Here is a 20,700-nt window from a genome sequence, read left to right as displayed (position 1 = left end):
CTATTCCGGTGCTTGTGTTTCAATCGATTTTTTGGTCACAGTTGCCGACAGGCTGAATGCCTCCAGCGGTAAATTTGTCGCCTGTTTTCTAAAGTCGAACGTGTGAGCGGGCCAAAGTGTCGTGTTGCGGCCACCTTCGGTTTTATACCAGCTGTCACAGCCGCCTGTCTGCCAGACAGATTTTGACAGTCGTTCCTGCAGAGTGTGATTAAACTCTGCCTGCGCCTTTTCTGTCACCTCAATCGTTGCGGCCTGTTTTTCATCTGCTTTTGCAATAAGGCGCAAGATACCCTCGATCTGGGCCTCGGCCATATAGACTACCGAATTATGACCAAGCCCTGTATTAGGACCGAGCAACATGAAGAGGTTGGGATAGCCTGAAACGCTGGAGCCCAGAAAAGCCTCAGCCCCCTTCCCCGACCACTCTTCGTGGAGATTTTTGCCGCTGCGTCCTGTCACATTGATGCCGGGCATTGGCTCGGTGGCATGGAAGCCTGTCCCCATGATAATCACATCTGCCTTCAGCATTCGCCCGGCTTCAAGCTCAATGCCATCTGACACTATGCGCTTGATCGGTGCAGTAACAACTTCTGACTTCTCATGCGCCAAGGCCGGATACCACTGGTTCGACATCAAAAGCCGTTTGCAGCCAAACCGAAAATTCGGTGTCAGGACCTTCCGTAACTCTTCATCCGCGATCTGAGATTTCAAATGACGTTTACCCATCCATTCAAAAACTCTCAACAGACCGGGATAACGGAAAAAACCAATAGCCCGCATCTCCGAGCGCCAGTATAGCCAACGCCTGACCAGACGCGCCAGGGCGGGTCGGTTTCGGAAAGAGTCAAGCTCACCGTCAGTAAACTCCCGCTCCATTCGTGGCAGGACCCAGGGCGCGGTACGCTGAAAAACGGTCAGCGTATCTACCTGATCCACGATTTCGGGCACAAACTGAATCGCACTGGCGCCCGTCCCGATCACGGCGACCGCCTTACCGGTCAGGTCAACATCATGTCGCCAGTTGGCGGAATGGAACATTTCTCCCCGGAAACTATCCAACCCATCTATCTGCGGCATGGCGGGTGTTGCCAGCGGCCCGGCTGCAGCAATGACAAAGCGTGTTGTGCATGTTTCGCCATCATCCGTTTGCACGGACCAGTGGTATTCCTTTTCATTGAAAGCCATGTCTGTAACGGCTTTGCCGTACACGACATACCTCTCCAGATCATGCTTAGCCGCAACACCCTTGATATACGCCAGCAACTCCGGCTGGTTCGCAAAAAGTTTTGACCAGTCAGGTTTTTGCTCAAACGAAAAAGAGTAAACATGCGCCGGGACATCGCAGGCGCATCCCGGATATGTATTTGCAGCCCATGTCCCACCTAATTCTTCAGCACGCTCATAGATTCGGAAATTTTTCTTGCCAGCCTCAATCAGCCGGAATGCCATCGCCAGTCCGGAAAAGCCGGCACCGATAATCAGATACTCTGTGTCAGGCATAACTCAATCCGAAAACCTAATTATTCCGTCGCGCGCGGTATCATGCCCTCATAACAAGCCCGGCTCCATCACGCAGCTTAATGGCTTTATTTTTCTTCGCCAGCAGTGTTTGCACAACATCCTGCAAGGCAACACAGCCATGGAGAACAAAATGGGAACACGCGATATGCTTTTCAAGAGCTGATTAGTGAAAACTTCCGTTACCCTCATATTGAACATGGTTGTGAGACTCTCGTTTCAATATCTCGGCCTCGCTTCCACTTGGTCTCAACAGGAACTCGGTCATTTGCCGCAGCCCCTGCCGGGGCATCAATTTTCCTAAAATCAGTCCACTGGACTGATTTTTTTCAGCGAAGCTGAACCGGAAATTGATGGTGGGCGATGAGAGACTCGAACTCCCGGCATCTTCGGTGTAAACGAAGCGCTCTACCAACTGAGCTAATCGCCCTTATTTCGTGGATCCGAAATGAGCCCGCACTATTAGCGCAGCAAATTCACTTGAGCAAGAATTTGCTGCGCCAATGAGAGAAAAATTTTTCCCTTAATTCAGGGCGTCCTTGAGGCCTTTACCAGCCGAGAATTTTGGCTGAATGGAAGCCGGGATCTTGATGGTTTCGCCTGTGCGTGGGTTACGGCCATCGCGGGCTTTACGCTTGGCGGCGGAGAATGTGCCGAAACCGACGAGGCGTACTTCATCACCACTTTTAAGTGCTTCTGTGATGGCATCGAAGACTGCATCTACGGCGCTGCCAGCGTCCGTTTTGCTGATGTCGGCCAGATCGGCTACGCGATCAATAAATTCACTCTTGTTCATTGGCTTCCCCTTTCTCGTGGAAGATTTCTTATTAGCAGTCCCAGTATGTCCGGACGCTGTGATACGTCAAATCGCTGTTAACAATATGTTGGAAAACTACCAGCACCGATTCGTAAGCTACTGTAATTTCTTATTTTTTTCAATCATGCGCGCGAAGAGTGCGCCACTTTTCACCCTCATGCTCAATGCATTTTTCAATCAAAACGCGCCAAACAGGCTCAGCGATTCGTTTTGAAAGCCCTTTTTGCTCAGCTTCCTGCAGCACATTTTCGACAACCTGCTCGATCCGCCACGGCACGCGCACATCAGATTCAGCGGGCTTGATCCGGGCAGCGGCTTCCATATAGCCCTGCCGTGTTACGAGCAGTGTGACCAGTTGCCGGTCGAGTTCATCCACGCCGGCGCGCACATCTGCCATTGTCTCACAGGCTTCAGGAGCCAGGATTTTTTTATTTTCTTCGATGTCCATGGCGGCCTGATACATGATCTTTGCCTGCTCCTCAAACAAACAAAACCGGCCTGAGGAAACTTCTTCAGGCCGGTTTCAATATCTAGTGGGTCAGAACTGAGCCAGGGTCATCCTTGCCTGCGGCTGCGGCGGCAGCCTTGAGCAATTCCTCTTCCTCATCCCATTCTATCGGTGTCAGTTCGCCGGTCAGTGCATGTTGCAGCACTTCATCAACTGTTGTCACCGGGATCACCTCAAGGGCGTCCAGAACATTTTGCGGAATATCAGCAAGGTCTTTCTCATTTTCTTCCGGGATCAGCACCGTTTTTGTGCCAGCCCGCAAGGCCGCAAGCAGTTTCTCTTTCAAACCGCCAATGGCAAGCACCCTGCCCCGAAGCGAGATTTCTCCGGTCATGGCAATATCCCGTCGGATCGGAATACCCGTCAGCACAGAGACGATGGCCGTTGCCATGGCCACACCAGCTGACGGCCCATCCTTCGGGGTGGCCCCTTCCGGCACGTGAATGTGAATGTCCGTCTTGTCGAAGACAGGAGGTTTCAGACCATATTCGGTGGCGCGTGAACGCACATAAGAAGCGGCAGCAGAAACTGACTCCTTCATCACATCTTTCAGATTGCCCGTAGGGGTCATCTTGCCCTTACCGGGCATTTTGACAGCTTCAATCTTGAGAATGTCACCACCAACGGATGTCCAGGCAAGCCCGGTGACAACACCAATCAGATCGTCGCCGTCGAGTTCACCAAAGCGGTATTTCAGTACACCGGCATACTCGCTGAGGTTCTCCTGATTGACAGTGATTTTCTCGGCGCTATGCTGCTCGATTTCCCGTACCGCCTTGCGGATCAGGTTTGCGAGTTCACGCTCAAGATTTCTCACACCGGCTTCACGTGTGTAATTCCGGATAAGATCAATGAGACCCTCATCCGTGATCTCCCATTCCTTGTCAGTCATGCCATGATTTTCAAGCTGTTTAGGGATCAGGTGACGGCGGGAAATTTCTTTCTTTTCGTCTTCCGTGTAGCCCGGAATCCGAATGATCTCCATCCGGTCCAGCAAGGGTTGTGGCATATCGAGCGAGTTTGCTGTCGTCACAAACATCACATCTGACAGATCATAATCGACTTCCAGATAGTGATCTGCAAATGTCGCGTTCTGTTCCGGATCGAGTACTTCGAGCAGAGCCGAGGCCGGGTCCCCCCGGAAATCGCGGCCCATCTTGTCGATCTCATCCATCAGGAAAAGCGGATTGCTTTTCTTGGTTTTTTTCATGGACTGGATAATCTTGCCCGGCATGGAGCCGATATAGGTTCGGCGGTGACCACGAATTTCTGCCTCATCCCGAACGCCGCCGAGAGAAATGCGCACAAATTCACGACCTGTCGACTTTGCAATGGATTTTCCAAGAGAAGTTTTGCCCACTCCTGGCGGCCCGACAAGACAGAGGATCGGACCTTTCAGCTTGTTTGTTCTTTTCTGTACCGCGAGATATTCGATAATTCTTTCCTTGACCTTTTCGAGGCCATAATGGTCTGTGTCGAGAATTTCTTCTGCTTTCTCGAGATTGTTTTTGAGCTTGCTCTTGCTGCCCCACGGGATCGAAAGGATCCAGTCCAGATAGTTCCGAACCACTGTTGATTCAGCGGACATGGGCGACATCTGGCGGAGTTTTTTCAACTCGCCTTCGGCCTTGGTCTTGGCTTCCTTGGAGAGCTTTGTCTTGCCGATCTTCTCTTCCAGTTCGGTCAGCTCATCTCGCGCTTCGTCATTTTCGCCCAGTTCTTTCTGGATCGCCTTCATCTGCTCATTGAGATAATATTCGCGCTGGGTCTTCTCCATCTGGCGCTTGACCCGGTTGCGGATTTTTTTCTCAACCTGAAGGACGCTCATCTCACCTTCCATCAGGGAATAGACAGCCTCAAGCCGATCTGTGACCTTGATGATCTCGAGAAGTTCCTGCTTTTCGGAAATCTTTATGTTCAGATGCGAGGCAACCGTATCCGCCAGTTTTGACGGCTCATCAATCTGGCCAACCGCAACGATGACTTCCGGGGAGACACGCTTGTTGAGCTTCACATAAGCCTCGAATTGCGTGTTCACAGATCGGGCAAGTCCCTCAACTTCGGCGGGCTCTGCCTCTTCTTCATCCAGCAGCATCGCTTCTGCTTCAAAGAAAGTGTCATTCTCGATATATTTGACGATTGTGGCGCGCTGCGCGCCTTCGACGAGCACTTTCACCGTACCATCCGGCAGCTTCAGCAGTTGCAGCACTTTGGCGACGACACCAACATTGTAAATATCTTCGGGATTCGGGTCATCATTACTGGCGTCTTTCTGGGCGACCAGCAAAATCTCCTTGTCATCCGTCATCACGTTTTCGAGGGCTTTGACGGATTTTTCCCGACCGACAAACAACGGCACAATCATGTGCGGGAACACGACAATGTCGCGCAGGGGAAGGACGGGATAGGCTCTCAAGTCAGACATAAAAACTCCTAGCGGCAGTTATTGAGGTGCCGGGCCTTCTTCAGAAGCACCACGGCAGTGTGGTCAGTGTTGCCAGAGGGCGCAAACAGCTTTTCCAGTCTGTGGAAAAGGCCTGCCGGTACAACGCGCCCGGGCTCGTTAAGATGTGGGGGCCAGCTTCATGATTTCAAGTTATGGATTTCAGGCACATTGGAACAATAAAAAAGGCACGCCAACAAGTAACGTGCCTTTGGCATTATTTTTTTTCAGCTGACCTGTCAGGCGCTGGCATCAGCCTCGGCTGAGGGGGCAGCTTTACCATCCTGGGAATAGATGCTGAGCGGTTGCGCATTGCCTTCAACAACTTCCTTGTTGATGACAATTTCCTCAACGCCTTCCAGCGTTGGCAAATCGAACATCGTATCCAGAAGGAAGCCTTCCATGATTGAGCGCAGGCCACGGGCGCCTGTTTTGCGCTTGATGGCTTTCTGGGCGACAGTGGTAAGCGCCTCTTCGCTGAATGTCAGCTTCACATCTTCCATCTCGAACAGACGCTGATACTGCTTCACCAGAGCATTCTTCGGCGAGGTGAGAATCTGCACCAGTGCGTCTTCATCAAGGTCTTCAAGTGTAGCCAGAACCGGCAAGCGGCCGACGAATTCCGGGATAAGGCCGAATTTCAACAGATCTTCGGGCTCTACTCCACGCAGAATGTCGCCCACACGGCGGTCATCAAGTTCTTTGACCTCGGCTTCAAAACCGATGGAAGCCCCCTCGCCGCGATTGGCGATAACCCTGTCGAGACCGGCAAAAGCGCCGCCAACGATGAAGAGGATATTCGTTGTATCGACCTGCAGGAATTCCTGCTGCGGATGCTTGCGCCCGCCCTGAGGAGGCACGGAGGCAACTGTGCCTTCCATGATTTTCAGCAATGCCTGTTGCACACCCTCGCCTGATACATCGCGGGTGATGGACGGATTGTCTGACTTGCGGGAAATCTTGTCGATCTCGTCAATGTAAACGATGCCGCGCTGGGCCCGTTCCACATTATAGTCCGCAGATTGCAGCAGCTTGAGGACAATATTTTCAACGTCCTCACCGACATAGCCAGCTTCTGTCAGCGTTGTCGCATCTGCCATGGTGAACGGGACATCAAGGATACGCGCCAAAGTCTGCGCAAGCAGGGTTTTACCCGTACCTGTCGGGCCAATCAGCATGATGTTGGACTTGGCCAGTTCAACGTCATTATTTTTTGTCGCGTGGTTGAGGCGCTTGAAGTGATTGTGCACCGCAACAGACAAAACGCGCTTGGCGTGGGCCTGACCGATCACATAATCATTCAACACATTCATGATGTGCTGCGGCGACGGGACACCCTCACCTGACTTCACCAGCGAGGATTTGCTCTCTTCGCGAATGATGTCCATGCAGAGCTCGACGCACTCATCACAGATGAACACGGTTGGCCCCGCGATCAGCTTGCGGACCTCGTGCTGGCTTTTCCCGCAGAACGAGCAATAGAGCGTATTCTTGTTATCGCCGCCGCTATTGTTACCGCCTGAATTCTTGCCGCCTACTTTGCTCACTGGCCGCTCCTGTCTTTACGCTGCTCCCCCATGACACAAAATCTGCATGATTAGTGCCAGAGAGGCAATTCCCATTGGACCATAATTGATCCCAAGTCTTCAATATAAGGTTTAAGAACGAGAACTATCGATTCAAACCTTAACAATTATCTTAACCATTACCAGCCTTGCGATCAGCTTTCGCTGTCATCGCTCGCTGACATACGTTTCTCGATCACCTTATCAATCAGGCCAAAATCCACTGATTCATCAGGCGTCATGAAAGTATCCCGGTCCAGAGTCTGCTCAATGACATCATAATCCTGGCCGGTATGTTCCACATAAATCTCGTTCAGGCGACGCTTTGTCTCGATGATGTCTTTCGCGTGGCGCTCGATATCTGATGCCTGACCCTGAAACCCGGCAGATGGCTGATGCACCATGATGCGGCTGTTCGGGAGGGAAAAGCGCATGTCTTTTTCTCCAGCTGTCAGCAACAGGGAGCCCATGGAGGCAGCCATGCCAATGCACATGGTCGAAACGGCCGGGCGGATATACTTCATCGTATCATACATAGCCAGGCCAGCGGTCACCGACCCACCGGGAGAGTTGATGTAGAAAGAAATTTCTTTTTTTGGATTTTCTGCCTCCAGAAACAGAAGCTGCGCCACAATCAGGGTGGAAACCTGATCATGCACCTGACCGGAAAGGAATATGATCCGCTCTTTCAAAAGGCGCGAATAGATGTCGAAGGAGCGCTCCCCACGGCTGGTCTGCTCGACAACCATTGGCACGAGCGTGTTCATGTAAATATCGTGAGGGTCTTTCATCAGTATCTCCGAACAAAATGAGGTGCCGCAGGATGCGCGCGACCTGAAACAGAACAGGAAGTTCAATATGGGCTGCGAGGGTTAAGTTTTTCCCAAAATCCAACGCTGAAGCCATTCCTGAGAAACATGAGTTAAGCAGGTTTGATCTTGCTCTCAAGTCCCTGATATAGGCAGAGACTGATAAAGTTTCAGGTTGAAAAGGGATATGTCCCGAATTTTTTTTCTTTTCTGTTTATGTTGTCTCTGTGTCATGGCGCTCAGCACGGGGCCTGGATACGCGCATCCGGAAGATGAATTCTGTACAGCAGACTCAGGACTTGACCCTGAATTGTGCCGGGCACTGGCTGAACTGGACAGCGCCGGTGCTGCGGACCCGCAATCTGCGTTTTACGGCACGACGGAAGTGCAGGCGATTGAGCTGGATCGTCCTGTTCTGGAAACCATTGGTCTTTATATAAAGCTGGGCTTTATCCATATTCTGCCCCGCGGTTACGATCATATTCTGTTCGTGCTGGCATTGTTTCTGGCATCAACCAAATGGCGCCCGCTCCTGTTACAGGTTTCAGCCTTTACGCTTGCTCACACGTTGACCCTTGGGCTGGCGGCAGCCGGCTTTATTTCTGTGCCGGCGGGCATTGTTGAGCCGTTGATTGCGCTATCCATTGCCGTTGTGGCTATCGAAAACATTTTTTTTCGCGAGCTGACCAGATGGCGACCGGCAGTGGTCTTTGGCTTTGGTCTGTTTCACGGCCTCGGGTTTGCCGGTGTTTTGAGTGATCTCGGGCTGGTGCGTGACCAGTTCCTTGTGTCGCTCATCAGTTTCAATGTCGGGGTGGAATTTGGGCAGCTGGCGGTGATCGGGATGGCGCTGGCGGCAACATTGCTGGCGCGGCGTTTTGTGCCCATGCTGAGCACCGAAGCTGGCTACCGGCAATATGTTGTGTGGCCTGCCTCCGGCCTGATTGCGGTCATGGGTCTGTTCTGGTTCCTGAGCCGTGTATTTGGCTAGAGCCACTGGCGTTCTGCGTGGTTCAAACCTCATATCCTTCACGAGCACTGCCTACTCCGGAGATAGGTCCCGTATCTGCGCAGCAGCATTTCATGCAGCAGCCCATTACAGGAAGACGACTGGAGATAGGGGTTAGTCGGTGCATTATGCCTGTGCCTTCATGCACCCTAACTCGACTAATGCCGGTTATACGGAAAAGAAATTTTTTATCTTGTTCAAGAAGTTCAACTCCGACTCATCATTAGCGGCGGCAATGATTTCCTGATTTCTGGCCACAACCCGTTGCCGCCTTGAGCGTTCAGCCAAAAGGCGGCTGAGCTCGCTGGCAATCTCTGGTCTGTCACGTAACATAGGCGCCATATGGGTCTTGCTGATTTCAAGCACTTCCATGCGGGTTTCTGCTATGACGCTGGCGCTTCGTGGCATCCCTGTGAGTAAAGACATTTCTCCCACCACATCGCCAATGGATAACATCGCGAGCCGCGTTGGAGATGCTTGTCCGTTCTGATAAAGAACAGCGGCGGCACCTGCCAGAAATATAAACAGAGAATCCCCCTCCTCATCCTGTTTAATCAGCACATCTCCTTTGTTGAGAGTATGTCGCACGGCATTATTGGCTATATATTCCAGTTCATGCTGTTTCATGGTCTCGGCAAACAGAGGAATCTGCTGAAGGGCCGTCAGGGCATCCACGCGACCCAGGCGCGCTTCAGCATGTGATTGCCGACGATCCTGTAATTCTACTTTCTCGCCCGGAAAGGACATCCGGTTGAGAAGGACAGCCGTATGCACTGCGCCGGTAACATAGGATATGGCAGTCGTCGGGCTCCTCTTGTGAATATCGCAGAAAAAGCGGACCAGATAGAGCACGCCGTCGCGATCAATCTTCTTGATGAGAATGACGGGAGATGGATCTGTGTAATATCCGTCTTTTTCCATCGCTTTGAGTACGGCACCGGAAAGCAGCAAGAAGGCACGGTCAGACGGCGTTTCATGCGGCAACAGGAAAGTAAATTCCTGCCGCGTTGGTCCGCGTGGCTGCGAGTGGTTATTGATGGAAAATGCCCCGCCAAGACTGTTCGGCATGATAAACATTGTCCGGTCTTCAAGGCGAAGGCGCGTCGTACGCCAGCCAATATCTTCTACCTGGCCATAAATAGGTTCGAAAAAGTCGCGCGATGTGACCGTAATCCAGTCACCAACCACGAATGATTTATCCGCACTGATCGCTATGCCTGAGAAGAGGTCAAGTATGACGCTGCGCAAGGCGAAGCCCAATATGATTGCCACAAAGCCAGAGGCTGCGAGAGCGCCGGTGAGCGAAACGCCGTAATCAAAGTGCAGCAAATTCACAAATGCAGTGATATACAGGATGATTGTTACTGTGTGCGGAATAAGCTGTGGAATGTTGGCTTTCAGCGTTTTACGCAGATAGCCGTTCCAGAAAAACATGCGCAGAGCGCTATCGAACAAGAGAACGAAACTCAGCACTGTGATAGCCGTGACAAAGTGTGTCACGCCGTTCAGCCAGACCGACGGTGTATTCGCGATCATTCCCCCGAGCCAGAACCACAGCCCCAAGCAAATCGCGAAGATAATAAACCTTCGCAGAACCGTTATCATGCAGCCCTCATGATGTATGACAGTTTTATAACGAATGCTGCCGGATGAATGCAAATGCAAAAAACCCCGCAAAAATACGGGGTTTTCATAAAGCGTGTTGTATGAAGTTTAACTGCCGTCGGTGAAGCCGCGGTTGCGCAACAGTGGTTCAATGCTTGGATCCTTGCCGCGGAATTTGCGATAAAGCTCGTCTGCTTCTTCGACAGCCCCTGCTTCATAAACATGCTTGCGCAGGCGACCGGCAACTTCCTGATCGAAAATGTCGCCCGTTTCCTTGAACGCGTCAAAACCATCCGAGTCCAGAATTTCTGACCAGAGATAAGCATAATACCCGGCAGAATAACCACCCGCGAAGATGTGCGAGAAATAAGGCGAGCGATACCGGGGCTCAATCTCGTCAATCAGGCCATATTCCGCGAGCACTTCTTTCTCGAATTCACGCGGATCAGTGATTGCGTTTGCTTCTTCCTCGCTAAGCATATGCCAGCGCAGATCCAGCAGGGACGCCGCAATGAATTCGGTTGTACGGAAACCTTCATTGTGGTTGGCCGCTTCTTTCAACTTGTCCACAAGCTCGGTGGGGATCACCTCGCCTGTCTCGTAATGCTTCGCATAGACCGCGAGCATTTCAGGCTCGCTGGCCCAATGCTCAAGGATCTGGGCAGGAAACTCCGTATAGTCACGCGGGCCGCCGACGCCGGAAATCCGGTCATAATTCTGCGTTGTTATCAATCCGTGCAGACCATGGCCAAACTCATGGAACAATGTTTCAACTTCGTTGAAGGCCATCAATGTGGGCGCATCATCCGAAGCTGGTCTGGTCAGATTCAGATTGTTTGTCACGATCGGGCGGATATTATCGCCGTCCACATTACTAGCCCCGCGATATGTACTCATCCAGGCACCACCGCGCTTGGAGTCACGGGCATACATATCAACCATGAAGACACCAAGATGCGTACCGTCCGCATCCTGAAGGTCATAGACAGACACACTTGGGTGCCAGACCGGCGTATCTTCCAGCTTGGTGAAGGTGATGCCGAAGAGATTTTCGGCCATGTAGAAAGCACCATCCCAGACGGCTTCCATCTCGAAATATGGCTTCAACTGACTGTCATCAAAGGCATATTTTTCCTGACGGACTTTTTCCGAAAGGTGCCACCAGTCCCAGGCTTCAACCTTGTAAGGGTTGTCAGTTGCATCAACCATGGCCTGCATTTCTGCCAGCTCGGTCTTTGCTGTCGCCAGGCCCGGACGCCATACCTGCAGCAAAAACTCTTCCGTGTTTTGCGCTGTTTTGGCCATGCGTGTTTCCAGCTGGAAATGGGCATGGTTTTCATAGCCACGCAACCGGGCAGCTTCGGCCCGCAGGCGGGCGATCTTCAGGATGATCTCACCACTGTCAGTATCGCCGCCATTATCAGCACGCTGCGTATATCCTTCGAACAACTGACGGCGCAAATCACGGTTTTCTGACTGCGTCATGAAGCCTTCATAGACCGAGCGGTTGAGACCAAAGATCCATGCATCATCGCGGCCCTTGCCTTCTGCCGTCTTTTTCGCAGAATCGATGAACCCCTGTTGCAGACCAGCAAGGTCTGCTTCATCCGTAACAACCAGTTCAAAATCCTTGGTTTCCGCCAGCAGGTTCTGACCAAATTTTGTGGTCAACTCTGACAGCTCGGCATTGATTTCCTTCATCCGCTCTTTCGTTTCCGGATCAAGAGCGGCCCCCCGGCGTACAAAATCGCGATGGTAGAGTTCGAGAACCCGCAATTCCTGTTTGCCGAGACCCAGCGTGTCGCGCGTTTCATAGAGTGTCTTGATACGGGCCCATAAATCATCATTCAGCGCGATGCCGTCATATACTTTGGACAACCGCGGATAGATTTCAGACTCCAGCGCCTGCAGCGTGTCGTTTGTATCCGTGTTGGTAATGTTTCCGAATACACTTGAGACGCGGGTCAATGTCGCGCCAGAAACCTCCAACGCCTTTATGGTATTGTCGAATGTCGGCGCATCAGGATTGTTGATGATCGCCTCAACTTCCGCTTCCAGTTCAGTGATAGCCTGATCGAAAGCTGGCAGATAATCTTCATCACTGACCAAAGAAAATGGCGGAATGCCGAATGGTGTATCCCATTCCTGAAGCAGCGGATTGGCATCCATTACCGTCGCCACTGTATCGTCAGATGCGTTATCAGCTGCTTCCGTGTGCAGCTCGTCGCCATGATCATCTTGACCAGCACGATCGCCTTGTTCGCCACAGGCCGTCAGAAGCGCCAGAGCAGCGCCGCCAAGCAGAAGATTCTTCAGGAATTTGGTAGTCATTTCACAACCTCACAGAATTAACCAAAGCGACCATAAACAGGTGCCAGCTCAAAAGCCAGCGCTGAGATACTAGGTAATTAGCAGTGAGATAACCTCTCAGACATGTGCGTGATTTCACAAAAAATTCAACATCGACCTAGTGACTTCTGAGCAGAAAACTCCATATCAGTGGAGCAATATGCTATGGAGATTTCGCATGGAACGTGCCGCTGGTACACTGATCCTACTGACGATTGTTGCTTCTTTCGTACTCTCGTTCGGTCAATTTTACGTCTAGAATGTGAAGCCCGAGGCGGTATTGCCTCGGGCTTTGTATTTCGAAAGCCTCCACCCGATGACCGTGAACGACCACACGCTGACAGTATTCTATGATGGCAGCTGCCCGCTCTGCATCAGGGAAATCACGCTGCTGCGACGCGCCCTGCCTGAAAAATCCGCCATCAACTTCGAAGATGTTTCGGCACCAGACGCTGTGCCATCCTGCGATATTGCGAAATCGAAACTCATGGCACGGTTCCATTGCCAGTTGCCAGACGGCAAGATGGTGAACGGCGCACAGGCCTTCACGGAAGTCTGGGGCCGCGTGCGCTTTATGGAATGGCTGAAACCTGTCGGACGGTTTGGCCCGAGCCGCGCTGTCCTCAATGCACTGTATGCGCTGTTTTTGAAGGTTCGCCCGGGACTTCAGAGGATTACGCCTCCCCTGAAGTCGAAATAAGATATCTGTGAAAGACACGTAGCCCACGCTTAGAAAGCGTGAGCTACAGCTTTCAGGAGATCAGGGCTGGCCGCCGGTTGAGCGCGCGCGCTGAATCTGGAACTGCAGGAATTCCTGCGAACTGACCGTGCCACTGCCGTCAGCATCCATCATCGGGAAGCCCTGCTTGAACTGCTGCCCCAATGCGCCGCGCAGCTCAGCCTCTTCAAGCTGACCATCAATGTTGTCATCCATCGCGCCAAAATGGCGGTTGATTTCCAACACCTGATGCTGCTGGTCCTTGCGATTGGCCGTTGTTTCCCCATCCCACCGATAGGTGAAGGCGGTGAACAGCATTTCCTCGTGGCTTTGCTCCCCCCAGAGGACAAGAGCCTCAGGGTCAGGATTGGCCGGATTATTACCTGAATTGTCATAGGTGTAATCGGCAATCAGTTTTGAGCCAGCCGGCACCTTGATTGGCTCTTCGAACTCATACTGGCGCTGCCAGTTGAAATCATATTTCGGCAGGGAGATGAGCATTTTCTCTGTGCCGTCAGGATAGCGCAGACGCAAATTGGAGGAGTGGCCGCGATAATGCGCGTGCGGAAACGCCGTCAGCAAGGTCGCGTCATACGGAAATTCAACATACGCCGTTTCCTGATGTCGGCTGGCGCCCGGCGGGATGACGATCGACGCATCAATCACTACGGACTGGCGATTGAGCAGCTCTGGCATTTCTTCGTGGAAATAAAACCCGATCTGCGTCACGTCAGTGACTTCCTTGCCATATGGCGTGTAGTGCATCTGGAACCCGATGGCACCGCCCGCAGGAATGTGCACACCAGAATTAGGAGGCTGGACATTGGATTCTGCCCCCACAGCATAACCGCCAGTTTCATTGATCCAGCGGTCATTATAGCCTTTACCGTCAGCGGGTATTTCAGGCATGTATCCGGACAGGACATGGTGCACTGTTTCGCGCGACCCGACCTTGACGGTGGTTGCCTTCAACCATTTGTCTTCCGTCATCGGATTTTCAACAATCGGATATGTGTAATCCACGATGCCAGTGGCCGGTACGGTCTGCGCCGGCAGGCTGAGGATCAGGTCGGGCTCGCCCAGCGGCCATTCCGCTGCTTTCATTTCAAGACCGGCCAGAGGATCCTCCCCCTCGCCGCGTGGCGCGTCAGCTTCGATCCAGTGCACAAGCGTCTTGATTTGTTCGCCTGTCAGGCTGCGGTCGCCCTTGAAAGTCCCGACTTCCGAATCTGCATGCCATGGCGGCATACGGTCTGTACGGATCACTTCCCGTATCATTGGGGCCCATCCCTGAATTGTATCGTAATCCGTCATGGCCCAGGAACCGATGCCCCCTTCCTGGTGACATTCGACACAACGGTCTTTCAGGATCGGCACAACATCATTTGCATACGAAATACTGGTATGCTGCGCCTGTTTTTTGCGCTCCGGGAAATTGATGAGACAGCCCGGGCTCAGCGCAGGGGCCTCGACGGTTACCGGTTCGCCTGCCAGCACGGAGTCCAGCGCGTCCCGGACATAATTGTTGTCGGCTTCGGCTTTCTGGCGTTCGTAATCCAGACGGTCATTCAACGGACCATGATAGGCGACCTTGAAGCCTTTTTTCGGATCAAGAACGTAAACTTGCGCGGTTCTGTCATAACCGAGCGATTCACCGATGATCTGATGATCATCCATGAGAATGGGAAAATCGATGCCGAATTCTTCAGCTTCCGCGAGCACCTCACTGCGTGAATCCTGAAGACTGGAGTTGATCAACATGAATTTGACGCCCTGATCCTTATACTGATCGCGTAAAGCGGCCAGGTCAGGGATGGCACCGCGCACAATCGGACAGCCGTTGCCATGGGTCATCAGCACGACCGCCTTGGCATCAGAATGATAGAACAACTCATGGCCCGTGCCGGTGTGATCGACCAGACGGAAATTGTCAGCGTAGACTGGCACATCAAGGCGCGTTTCAGGCTCAACCACAATGTTGTGGTTCATGCCCGCGTGCTCTGAATGGGCAGCTTTTTCTGCATTGCTGCTATCCTGACTGGATTGGCTTTCACCGGAACAGGCCGCCAGTGCCAGAAGGCTGGCGGCACTTATCAATCCTGCACGGGTAAAATTCTGTCTCATTCTTTCCTCCAGATCAGCGGTTTATCCACTTTATTCAATCGTTACTGTACAATGATTGGCAGCACTTGTCGCCAGTCATTGTACACCCCCGCCAAGACGCATAATTTTTATGCATCGGGCGCATGACGCTAGTAAAAAGCAATCCAGCGGCCTGCGGCGGCGGTTGTCAGCCACATGACGATGGACATGGCTGCGACGCCCTTCATCAGGGTCGGCACATTCGACGTCTGTCGCCAGCGCCAGGCAATGGCAACAAGCGCAACAAGCAGCAGAAGCAACGCGACGCGCGCCAGCGTGTTCGAGAAGATGGCAAAGGCTGTTATCCAGACCAGAATGGCCACACCGCCCGTTCCCCAGATGAGCGGCGTTACGGTACCGCCCGACCGGATCAGCCGGTTACGCACCCCGAAGGTGAAGAGGACAGCCGCAAACAGGGAGAACATCTTCAGCCAGTATGGCGGGCTGTAATAGAGCTTCATCAATTCTCCCATGGCCAGAATGATTCCCGAGAGGACGATGGCGGCAAGCGCGAGTTTGGCCAGCGGGCTGAGCGTGCGTTGAAGCTCCTGCGGGCTCTGGCGGTGCAGTCCGGCCCCGAGCAAGCGCAGATCAACCAGAAAGACAGCGCCGCCAAGGAGTGCCAATGCCAGAAGATGAAGCGTTCCTGCCCAGGGAACGATGGTCATGGACTCCTTGATAAAGTCAGCAAGTGGCGACTGGTCCAAGGTATCATAGATCGGCAGGACGTATTTTTCCTGCCATGAACAGTCATAAAATTCACCGTCATATTCGCAGGTCGCCATCACTCCCCCTCCGCAGCAAGGGTTGGCCCGGCCATATCCATGCGCGCGAGACTATCGCGTTGCGGGCAGTCAATCATCCAGCTGAGGGTGCCTGCCGGGTCAAGTTTTTCGCAATTATACCAGTCATACGCAATCAGCCGTCCGGAAATGACGATCATGACCCAGGCACTCAATGAGAGCACGGCAGCAATTCTGGCATTGCGCGGTATCGCCTGTGACAAATCCCAGGCCGCCAGGTTACCCTGCACACGTTTGTGAAAATACAGAATGTTGGCCATCGCCAACAACAGCACAACGATTTTTACCCGGAAGAAAATATTGTGATAATAGACCAGCGGTTTTGCATAAAAAAGCAACAGGCCAGTGACAATCATCACGACAAATCCGCCAATCGTCCATGGCAGAATGCGGGTTGTCATCTCTGATACCGGCACCTGACGGAAGGCAACGCCAAGCAGGCGCAGATCCACCATAATGATGGTACCGACAAAGAGCATAATGGTCAGGACATGGGTCGCCTCCAGCAGGGGCCAGACTACGAAGGATTCGCGCAGGGCGATGCTCCAGGGTGTTTCGTTCATCCAGGTGAAAAAATCACGCATCACTGGTCTCCGGCCTCACCCGCATCCTCGGCACCAGCCATATCGGCTTCGCGCGCATAGCGCAGATGGCACATGAGACAGGCACGATATATATCACCGCCCGCATCAAAGAGGCCCTGCTTGTCCCGGGTCTCCGCCGCCAGTCGCGCTGCTTCGGCGGCTTGTGTCAGCCTGACAAGGCTGAGCGACCATGGCTTGCCAATCGCCGCATAGGCAGGCGCGTCCAGTTCCGCTGAAAGCTGTATCAGGTTGTCAGCGCTTGCCGCGACCGCCTGCCAGCCTTCTTCTGTCGTCGGCCACAACTCCTCCTCGCCCTCGTCGGTAATAATCCAGCCTGCCGACTGCCAGATGCCATCTGCTGCCGGGTCCATCTCATCAACCATGATACTCAAGACATCTGCTGAAGACTGCGTTGTTTCTGAAAGCTGCGTTGTAGAATCTGATGACTCCTCTGCGCCCTGCCCACATGCCGTCAGCGAGAGCATCAGCAAACAAATCCCTGTAACGCTTCTTGCGTTGATCAGGCCATTCATCATTCTGCCTCCGGCAGATTGAAAGCAATCAGGGCATTACCCGGCATCTGACTGAACATGGCGTAGCCGGATTGAATAAACAGCATGTCGCCGGCCAGTTGTGGTCCCGGATTATCAATCGCACCGCCATGTGCCGGAATATTGTTGACCGTCTCGAATTCACGCTTTGTGTCGAACATCCACAAGACTTCGCCATTGTCAGCATCGAAGGCACGAACCTTGCCATCCAGCGCCCCGATGAAAACCAGTTCATCCGTAGACGCAGGCGCCGCCGAATAGCCATAGAAGAAACTGCATTCTGGCCATGGCTCCGGGTTCATCATCTGGCCAACAAAATTTCCGGTACAGCCACGTTCAGCCGGGCTGTCCCAGAGCATATCGCCTGTATCAAGATCGAGCACGTAAAGGCCAGGTCGGGCCTCATAATCGGGCAGCGGATATGGCGGGTCGGACGATGGCGCGAAGACTTTGCCGTTTGAGACGGAAACGCCCCAATGGGTGCCCCCCAGAGGCGAGCCTGAACTGACCTTGGTTGTCCAGATACGCTCTCCGGTCGCCGCATCAACAGCATGTACATCGCCGGACTTCTGCCCGCCGATGACAACCTCGCGGCCATCACTCATTGTCGCGAAGGCAAGACCGCCGCCAAAGTCATAATCCGGCCCCGGCTCTTCAGGGCAGTTCGGGCCGTTACCCGTCAACGGGCTACAGGCCATGTTGAATTTATCTTCTGTGGTGGCCTGAAAAACCCAGAGCCTTTCACCTGTTTCCATGTCCAGCGCGATCATGGCATCACTGGTATCAGTCGCCGGCGCTGAGGTGTTCTCACCCGTGCCAATATAAAGCCTGCCGTTTTTTGCATCGACCGCTGGCGTGGTCCAGACAGGCGCACCGGATGGCCCCCATAATTGTGTGCCAACGGAAGATTTTGTTGTTGGCGTGGCATCCTCCATCATGCGCGCCAGCCACAGGCGTTCTCCCGTAGCAGCCTCCAAAGCAACGACGGCACCGTGGCTTTTACAGCATTCATGTGCGGGATTCATTGCCGCAGCGACATCAAAAGAAGAGAGCGGGACGAACAGTTTATCTTCATGCTGTACAAGTCCGCCCGTGGTCATCGACTCAGGGAAGATGCCCGTACGCTCCTGCCAGACGGTCTCACCACTGACAGCCTCAAGGGCATAAACATTTGTGCCTGCATCAGCGAAAAACAGGACTGGTTCGCCATCAATCTGCCCCAGTGTCATGGCGGTCCGGATCGGATTCATCAGTTCCCGGTGCCATTTGACGCAAGCTGTCTGCCTGTCGAGCGCAAAAACATGACCTGAGGTTGTGGTGATAAAGAGCGTATCTTCTGTGATCACCGGCTGGGACCGCAACTCAGACGTGCCCGGCAGACCAAATACCCAGGCAAGTTCAAGACCGGAAACATTCTTCCGTCCAAGGCTGGTGCGGGTGGGCCCGTAATAACGCCTGTTATCAGGCTCTACGCCCCAGGCGGTGACATATGGCTGATCGAAAGAGATATCAGGCGCAGTACATTTCTGATCCGCGGCCACTTCATAACCGCCACCAGCACTGCCAGGTGTCAGATAATCGAGAAGAAGGGTCAGATCGAGCCTGTCCAGCGCCTCCCCTTGCGCTTTCATTTTCCCGGATTTCAGGGAAAACTGGATTTTTGCCGGGCTCATGGTTTTGAGGCTGGCAAGATCAGGTACCCGTAACTGATCGGGCTGATCGTGACAGAGCCCACAACTCGTCGCATAGACCTTTTCGCCAGGATGACTGTAGCCTTCAGCCAGGGCAGCTTCAAAACGGGCGCCCGCATCAAGATCAATCGCGGGCTCCTCCTCACGTGGCGTTTGTGCGGCAATTTCAGTGCCTTGCGCCTGTTCAGACGCACTGACTGCCTGTTCTTGCACGGATTGATCCGCCTCGGAATGCGTCTTTTGTTCTGCGCAGGCAGCCATCAGCAAGAGAAAAATAACAGAACAGGATTGCAGGGTTTTGCGAACAATCATTCTTCACTCCACGCTTCAGCCTGCTGCCGAACAATGTCGATGAGGTTACCCATACCAAGATGCATGTCGATCAGATGCAAGCCCCACTGTTTTTGCACTGCGCCCTGGAAAAGCAGATCCCCTTGAATGTCATCAGTGCGTGGATCATCCGGGTCAGCATTGATGCTGATTGCAAGATAGGTGTGACTTTCTGTTTGCTCGCAGGCGGCAGACAGCAACCCTGGCACAGCCGCGAAGGGCGTGGCAACGTCAACGCCGTCGGCAAAAACCGGCTGGTTTGAAGGATCACTGACATTCTGGGCGGAAAGATATGAGTTTAGCTGTCCCTCAGCACCGGACAGAGCAGCCGGGTTGACGCAAAGGGCTGCATCTCCTTCCGAGTTGGTCTCCCCGAAAAAACTGTCCGCTGGTGGCGGGCTCGTCTCGCGGAATGAAACATAGGAAATGATGCATCCTGTCTGTCCGGCTTCTGCACAAGGAAGAAGACCGGCAGCCTTGCCGCTTTCCCTGTCGATGTGAGAGCTGATACCGATCGGCAGTGCCGAAACAATCAGCTTCTCCGCCGGTGTGCCAATGATATTATTTTCCAGCAGATCGTTAATCATGCTGGCCCCCTGGGAATGACCAATCAAGACCACGCCGCGGCCATTATTATGGTCGCGCAGATAAGTTTCCCACGCATCCGTAATATCTGCGTAGCGCATTTTAGTGTCTGTGGGCAGAGTTCCCAGCGTCATCCAGGCCTGCAGGGCCAGCAGGGTCATCTGACGGTAAATCGGTGCAAAAGGGCGACACACTTCTGAGAAGCGCGCAAACTGCTGATGCACTGTAATGAGTTCACGTCCCGGCACCATGTCGCTGTTGGGCGTTGGATCGCGTGATACCGTTGGATAGATGTAGAAACAGTCTATGCCCGGATCTTCCGCCGCTTCAAAACTTTCAATGCTGGTTGTTCCATCGCTCGCAATGATTGTTGTGGTCAGATCAACGGCACAGGCATCATCAGTCTTGTCCGGATGACAGAGCCGGGTTGCCACATCGCTGTAGTCATTGCGCTCAAAGTCCATTTCTTCTGCGGCCTGTGCAGGCAGCAGAAAAGTCGCCCCAAAGAGCATCGTCGCAGTCAGCACCATTAACATACGGGCCATGGTTTCTCCTCCCTCAAGAAGATGTTTTTTTGAAACTCTAGCCAACGTGCGCCCCTGTTGTCCAATGATGATGCCAGTCTGCGCGCGCGCCTCATGTCACTGCGCATTGACTATATGGTCGGTCGGGA

At 53.1% G+C, this 20,700-nt stretch carries 16 protein-coding genes and 1 tRNA gene; 2 read left to right on the top strand and 15 right to left on the bottom strand.

What is annotated here, in order from left to right:
- From RAL90_RS03765 to RAL90_RS03735, 7 genes are all read right to left on the bottom strand, one after another.
- Positions 1–1,500 (bottom strand): NAD(P)/FAD-dependent oxidoreductase, encoded by a 1,500-nt coding sequence (locus RAL90_RS03765; RefSeq protein WP_306253187.1) that lies wholly within the window; start codon positions 1,498–1,500, stop codon positions 1–3.
- 372 nt (positions 1,501–1,872) lie between these two features.
- Positions 1,873–1,948, bottom strand: a tRNA-Val gene (locus tag RAL90_RS03760).
- A 93-nt stretch (positions 1,949–2,041) separates the two neighbouring features.
- The gene (locus RAL90_RS03755; RefSeq protein ID WP_306254039.1) at positions 2,042–2,377 is read right to left on the bottom strand and encodes an HU family DNA-binding protein; all 336 of its coding nucleotides are present in this window, start codon (positions 2,375–2,377) and stop codon (positions 2,042–2,044) included.
- Positions 2,378–2,453: 76 nt separating this feature from the next.
- A complete protein-coding gene (locus tag RAL90_RS03750) occupies positions 2,454–2,798 on the bottom strand; it encodes a chorismate mutase (protein ID WP_306253186.1) in 345 nt (114 codons plus the stop codon).
- A 67-nt stretch (positions 2,799–2,865) separates the two neighbouring features.
- The gene (gene lon / locus RAL90_RS03745; protein ID WP_306253185.1) at positions 2,866–5,268 is read right to left on the bottom strand and encodes an endopeptidase La; all 2,403 of its coding nucleotides are present in this window, start codon (positions 5,266–5,268) and stop codon (positions 2,866–2,868) included.
- A 257-nt stretch (positions 5,269–5,525) separates the two neighbouring features.
- A complete protein-coding gene (clpX, locus tag RAL90_RS03740) occupies positions 5,526–6,833 on the bottom strand; it encodes an ATP-dependent Clp protease ATP-binding subunit ClpX (RefSeq protein ID WP_306253184.1) in 1,308 nt (435 codons plus the stop codon).
- Between the two features lie 173 nt (positions 6,834–7,006).
- On the bottom strand, positions 7,007–7,642 hold the full coding sequence (locus RAL90_RS03735; RefSeq protein WP_372340401.1) for an ATP-dependent Clp protease proteolytic subunit: 636 nt from the start codon (positions 7,640–7,642) through the stop codon (positions 7,007–7,009).
- A 250-nt stretch (positions 7,643–7,892) separates the two neighbouring features.
- Between RAL90_RS03735 and RAL90_RS03730 the strand changes: the two genes are divergently transcribed.
- Positions 7,893–8,651: a HupE/UreJ family protein gene (locus RAL90_RS03730; protein ID WP_306253183.1), complete on the top strand. Its 759-nt coding sequence runs from the start codon at positions 7,893–7,895 to the stop codon at positions 8,649–8,651.
- Between the two features lie 186 nt (positions 8,652–8,837).
- Here RAL90_RS03730 and RAL90_RS03725 read toward each other — a convergent pair whose 3' ends face one another.
- The gene (locus RAL90_RS03725) at positions 8,838–10,205 is read right to left on the bottom strand and encodes a mechanosensitive ion channel family protein (protein WP_306253182.1); all 1,368 of its coding nucleotides are present in this window, start codon (positions 10,203–10,205) and stop codon (positions 8,838–8,840) included.
- 177 nt (positions 10,206–10,382) lie between these two features.
- Positions 10,383–12,605, bottom strand: coding sequence for a M3 family metallopeptidase (locus tag RAL90_RS03720; protein ID WP_306253181.1), 2,223 nt, complete (start codon positions 12,603–12,605; stop codon positions 10,383–10,385).
- 334 nt (positions 12,606–12,939) lie between these two features.
- Between RAL90_RS03720 and RAL90_RS03715 the strand changes: the two genes are divergently transcribed.
- A complete protein-coding gene (locus RAL90_RS03715) occupies positions 12,940–13,323 on the top strand; it encodes a thiol-disulfide oxidoreductase DCC family protein (RefSeq protein WP_306253180.1) in 384 nt (127 codons plus the stop codon).
- A gap of 60 nt (positions 13,324–13,383) precedes the next feature.
- On the opposite strand, the gene RAL90_RS03710 is transcribed toward RAL90_RS03715, so the two are convergent.
- From RAL90_RS03710 to RAL90_RS03685, 6 genes are all read right to left on the bottom strand, one after another.
- Entirely contained in the window at positions 13,384–15,465 is a 2,082-nt protein-coding gene (locus RAL90_RS03710) for a redoxin domain-containing protein (protein ID WP_306253179.1), read from the bottom strand.
- Positions 15,466–15,593: 128 nt separating this feature from the next.
- Positions 15,594–16,268: a DUF6644 family protein gene (locus tag RAL90_RS03705; RefSeq protein ID WP_306253178.1), complete on the bottom strand. Its 675-nt coding sequence runs from the start codon at positions 16,266–16,268 to the stop codon at positions 15,594–15,596.
- Positions 16,268–16,870 (bottom strand): DUF6644 family protein, encoded by a 603-nt coding sequence (locus RAL90_RS03700; RefSeq protein ID WP_306253177.1) that lies wholly within the window; start codon positions 16,868–16,870, stop codon positions 16,268–16,270. The genes RAL90_RS03705 and RAL90_RS03700 overlap by 1 nt, the downstream gene beginning before the upstream one ends.
- Complete coding sequence (locus RAL90_RS03695; protein ID WP_306253176.1) at positions 16,870–17,355, bottom strand: hypothetical protein; 486 nt, start codon at positions 17,353–17,355, stop codon at positions 16,870–16,872. Before RAL90_RS03695 ends, RAL90_RS03700 begins: the two co-directional genes overlap by 1 nt.
- A gap of 47 nt (positions 17,356–17,402) precedes the next feature.
- Positions 17,403–19,424: a PQQ-binding-like beta-propeller repeat protein gene (locus RAL90_RS03690; RefSeq protein WP_306253175.1), complete on the bottom strand. Its 2,022-nt coding sequence runs from the start codon at positions 19,422–19,424 to the stop codon at positions 17,403–17,405.
- Positions 19,421–20,572, bottom strand: a complete 1,152-nt coding sequence (locus RAL90_RS03685) for a DUF3089 domain-containing protein (protein ID WP_306253174.1) — start codon at positions 20,570–20,572, stop codon at positions 19,421–19,423. The genes RAL90_RS03690 and RAL90_RS03685 overlap by 4 nt, the downstream gene beginning before the upstream one ends.
- Between the last annotated feature and the right edge of the window lie 128 nt (positions 20,573–20,700).

Source organism: Parvularcula sp. IMCC14364, from assembly GCF_030758415.1.
Taxonomy (GTDB): domain Bacteria; phylum Pseudomonadota; class Alphaproteobacteria; order Caulobacterales; family Parvularculaceae; genus Aquisalinus.
Note: the sequence above shows the minus strand (reverse complement) of the source record. Positions and strands in the feature narration are given on the sequence as shown.